This is a genomic window from Methanospirillum sp., from assembly GCF_028679455.1.
Classification (GTDB): Archaea; Halobacteriota; Methanomicrobia; order Methanomicrobiales; family Methanospirillaceae; genus Methanospirillum.
Genome location: NZ_JAJRBM010000245.1, coordinates 1 through 4,294 on the forward strand (window position 1 = coordinate 1; position 4,294 = coordinate 4,294).

The following is a 4,294-nucleotide window of genomic DNA, read 5'->3' on the forward strand; positions in this document are numbered from 1 at the left end:
AAAAATAGAAGATACACCAGGGATGCTGGTGAGTTCGCAGACTCCGGTCATCTCTATGTTTGACAAGGAGAAACTCAGGGTAGTTGGAAGGATCAAAGAGGACAAGGGTCTGAAGGATATTCATCCGGGACAGGAGGCACGGTTTACTGTAGATGCCTTCCCTTCAGAGGTATTCCAGGGTGTAGTTGAGAAAATTGCCCCGATTGCCCGGGAAGGAGACATTGTCTTCAGTATCTCTGACAAACGACAGGAACAGGTGTTTGAGGTGACAGTAGAGTATGATGTGGATGCATACCCGGATCTCAAGCCAGGGATGTCTGCAAAGATCTGGGTCGTCAGGTAACCATTTGTATGAGCGGAAATGATCGCCTCAAATGGATGATCCTTCTCACGGTGATCATCGGAACATTCCTTGGCAGGCTGGATCAGACGATCGTCTCACTAGCCGTTCCCAAGATCATGGATGATTTCTCTATCACTACCTCTGATGCCGGATGGATATCAACCGCATATATCCTGGCAAACGCTGTTTTTGTTCCGATATGGGGTAAACTTGGAGATACCAGGGGGAGAAAACTGGTTTATCTCTGGGGTTTTATCATCTTTATCGTCGGATCAATCCTCGCAGGATTTGCCTGGGACCTTGGATCCATGATTATTTTCAGGATCATTCAGGCTGTTGCAAGTTCTGCAGACTACCCGACGGCCATGGCTATCCTCACCATTACCTTTAAGGACCGGAAAGAGAGAGGCAGGGCTCTTGGTATCTGGTCATCGGCCTTTGCCGCTTCAGCGGTCTTCGGTCCGCTGATCGGAGGCCCCCTGATCGACAACTTCGGGTGGAGATCGGTGTTTTTGATCAACCTGCCGATAGGTATCGTTGGGATTATCATGGCCCTGAATTATATCCCGGAATCGGTCTCAGACAGACGAAGCGAAGATTTTGACTGGTATGGTGCCATTAGCCTCGGTACAGCACTCGCCCTTCTCGTGCTTGGACTTGACCGGGGATATGACTGGGGCTGGACATCACTTCCTATCATTGCCAGTTTTCTGATGTCAGCGGTATTCTTTTATATATTCTACCTGATTGATTCACGGCATCCTGAACCGATCATAGACTTCAGGTATCTCAGGATTCCCTCTTTTGTCCACTCCCTTGGCAACAATTTCATGGTCTTTATGTGCATGATGGGAGTAATATTCCTGATTCCGATATTTGATCAGACATTTCTCGGGTATTCTGCAACAGAGACCGGGCTCCAGTTCATCCCGTTTGCATGTTTCATGATAACCGGGGCATTATTCGGATCCTCGTTCATCGGAAAGGTACAGGCACGGTACGTGATCGCCACGAGCACATTTCTTGCAGCAGTTGGAGTTTACCTCTTTATCGGGCTTGATCCACGATCAAGTACATGGGATGTGATCATTCCCTTTAGCGTGATGGCACTGGGAATGGGATTTGGAATGGCACAGCGGACTGTCACCATCACGTCACTGGTTCCCCCGGAAGAGATCGGAAGTGCATCAGCGGTTCTCGCACTCGTAAGAAATATTGCCGGGGCGTTTGGAATTGCACTGTTTACTACTATTCTCAACAATTCAATTGAGGATAATATAATTGCCCTCTCGACATATTCGAGCATATACCTGCAGACGCCATCGGCGATGAAGACTGTTACCGGCCTGATAACCCTTGATGCCCAGATCCTTTCATATCACACGATCTTCGTTGTTGCGGCGGTTATGCTGGTTGGAGCATCTGTCCTTGCGTTGCTTATCGGGTCAAAAGATGACAAGAGGGGTGAGCAGAAAGTAAGTGCCGGGATGCAGTTCTCCAATTGATCTCTCTATTTTGGTACTACCAGTGATGCATGTCTCGTGAGAAAAGGGGCCTGCATCACAAGGGTACGGAGTCCTGAATCACCTCATTGACATATCGTAACCTGACAGAGTATCTATTCTGCATCTATTGCCGGATATTACGAAAAGTAATTTCTTCTCAAACCTGAAGATATAACCGGGAAATCAAGTTGTTTTCTCCAGACATTTTTTTTTATGAATGATAACAGGTAATAGTTTTGATGAAGGTAAATTCTGACGCAATTCTCCGGACTGCTTCATATGAAGACATGATAGTTCTCGCAAAACATCATCGAAAAATGTTTGAGGAGATATGGACTCACCGGAAAATTCCTTTTCATCCGGAAGGAATGGAGATCATGGAGTCAAATTATCTCCAGAAACTAACGGATGATCTTCGATCCGGATCCTGCAATGCCTGGATCATAGGTAAAAATGAACAGATACTCTCAAGTGGAGCGGTGAGTTTTTTTTCATATGTCCCGGTTCCCCATGATCCATCACCACAGATTGCTTTTCTCCATAGTATCTATACTGAACCGGAAGAACGGGGAAAAGGGTATGCCAGAACGATCACGAAGGAAGCAATTGAATATTGCAGACAGAAAAAAGTTGCGAGATTATATCTTTTTTCCAGCGAAACGGGAAGATATATGTACGAAAAAGAGGGGTTTGTCTCTGTTGACAACACCATGATGAAATTTATTCCATGAAAGACCGTATCAGCCGGTGACTGTTCATTTTATATCGGGTTGATCGCGTTCAACCTCATGTTTCCATTTCAGGTCATGATAAACGAATGAACATTACTCTTTGTTTCGGTGATTCTGAACGGTATTGTTATAAAGTCAACATGCACGTGTTGACCTATGCTTCTGCCTATTGAGGACAAGCAGTTCGGATTCTGGGTAATGCGCAGAAAGGGAATTCCCAATATTACAATCGCCAATCTGCTTGGGATATCACGGCAGGCGGTATCCCGCGGTCTTCTGACTATGGATAAGAAGATCGATACCTCACTCAGGGAGATGGCAAATGCAAACCAGATCGCAGTTGAGATCATCAACGTTGAGCATGGAATCCTGATGGGAAGATCGATTCCTTTCAATGCAGAAGCGATCATCTTTGTCTCTGAAAAACACGGAGTGCAGGTCTGGTACAAGCATGAAGGAGACTGCGATTCATGCCAGCTCTACAAAGACTGTATCGAGTTGATCTGGGACTACTCAAAAGAACTTGGAATACTCATAAAAACAACTGACAATCCTACGATAATGGCTGATGAACTCTTTGAAAAAGTAAAAAAACTGATATGAACCGAATTTTACAGGTACTACATTCATGGGCCGGATGGTGCCCGAACCACGGCGTTACTTTGAAAAAGAAAGAGGGAAACGAGTATATGGATATCGTAACACAAATGAAGGAGAATGGTTCACAGGATGGAATGAGAAGTCCTGCCATCTATTCACATCGCCAGGTAGGCATTGTTCAGATCTGGGCGAGTATCGCTGCACTTGCCATCATTCTGGGAACAGGCTATTTTATTCCGGAAATGCTGCCATTATTTATGATTGTATCATTCATTCTGGGATTGTCACTTCTTTTATTCTCAACGCTTACCGTGGAAGTCAGGAACGATATAGTCTGGATACTATTCGGTCCGATTCATCTTATCAGGAGAAAAATTCCATTGGAGTTCATCCTTGATTTTTCACAGGTGGTAACACCATGGTACTATGGCTGGGGAATCAGGTACATAAAAAACGGAACCCTGTACAATATATCCGGTTATGAGGGGATTGAGATTGATATGCCCGGAAAAAAGCGGATCCGTATCGGTACGGATGACCAGGAGGGCTTGATAGAAGCTATTGAGATGGCAACCGGTCATTCAGCCGCAGGGTGATCCCTGATACCGGATATCGATCTTTTTTTCGGTTTTCGAACGGTGACTCCTTAACAGATCAATTACGATTGATGCCTACCTATCATGAAGGGTTTTTTTCCCAGACCACCAGCAATCCTCACGGGTAATTCACCTTTGTCCGCATGATTTTGTTACCATGCGGGTGAATGGTTCTGTGGTAATCGGTAATAGCACTGCGGTAAAGCAGAAGATAATATCAGGAGATGAACTGAACTGATCGATATACAAAATCGCTGACTACCCGGATTTTTCAGTCTTTTTCCTGAATTGAAATGGAAAATGGGCTGGCATGACACCGGTGAACAACCGTAATCCGAGGTATTCCGAGGGTTATCTGTTTTTATCAGGTACCTGCCACCGGTAATGCTCCTTTCTCTTCTCAAACCATTCAGCAGGACCCATCCGGGTTATGAGATCGAGATGGTAGTCGATATGGGGATGAATGGTACGGAGACGGTCAAGAAGTGTACAATCCTTCCGTTTTTCACACTCCCAGCA

5 protein-coding genes are annotated in these 4,294 nt (G+C 45.3%); all 5 read left to right on the plus strand.

Annotation, left to right across the window (positions count from 1 at the left end; all coding sequences use genetic code 11):
* On the plus strand, positions 1 to 343 hold a 343-nt coding region (locus tag LUQ50_RS08220; protein ID WP_300038979.1), incomplete at its 5' end, for an HlyD family efflux transporter periplasmic adaptor subunit.
* Positions 344 to 351: 8 nt separating this feature from the next.
* Positions 352 to 1,848 carry an MFS transporter gene (locus tag LUQ50_RS08225; RefSeq protein WP_300038981.1) on the plus strand — a complete coding sequence of 499 codons (1,497 nt, stop codon included), beginning with the start codon at positions 352 to 354 and terminating at the stop codon, positions 1,846 to 1,848.
* A gap of 239 nt (positions 1,849 to 2,087) precedes the next feature.
* Complete coding sequence (locus tag LUQ50_RS08230) at positions 2,088 to 2,579, plus strand: GNAT family N-acetyltransferase (RefSeq protein WP_300038984.1); 492 nt, start codon at positions 2,088 to 2,090, stop codon at positions 2,577 to 2,579.
* Between the two features lie 156 nt (positions 2,580 to 2,735).
* Positions 2,736 to 3,182: a hypothetical protein gene (locus tag LUQ50_RS08235; RefSeq protein WP_300038986.1), complete on the plus strand. Its 447-nt coding sequence runs from the start codon at positions 2,736 to 2,738 to the stop codon at positions 3,180 to 3,182.
* On the plus strand, positions 3,179 to 3,775 hold the full coding sequence (locus tag LUQ50_RS08240; protein ID WP_300038989.1) for a hypothetical protein: 597 nt from the start codon (positions 3,179 to 3,181) through the stop codon (positions 3,773 to 3,775). The genes LUQ50_RS08235 and LUQ50_RS08240 overlap by 4 nt, the downstream gene beginning before the upstream one ends.
* The last annotated feature ends 519 nt before the right edge of the window (positions 3,776 to 4,294 follow it).

Coding starts and splice junctions, on each gene's coding strand:
- LUQ50_RS08225 (WP_300038981.1), top strand. CDS start 352: ATGAGCGGAAATGATCGCCTCAAATGGATGATCCTTCTCACGGTGATC.
- LUQ50_RS08230 (WP_300038984.1), top strand. CDS start 2,088: ATGAAGGTAAATTCTGACGCAATTCTCCGGACTGCTTCATATGAAGAC.
- LUQ50_RS08235 (WP_300038986.1), top strand. CDS start 2,736: ATGCTTCTGCCTATTGAGGACAAGCAGTTCGGATTCTGGGTAATGCGC.
- LUQ50_RS08240 (WP_300038989.1), top strand. CDS start 3,179: ATGAACCGAATTTTACAGGTACTACATTCATGGGCCGGATGGTGCCCG.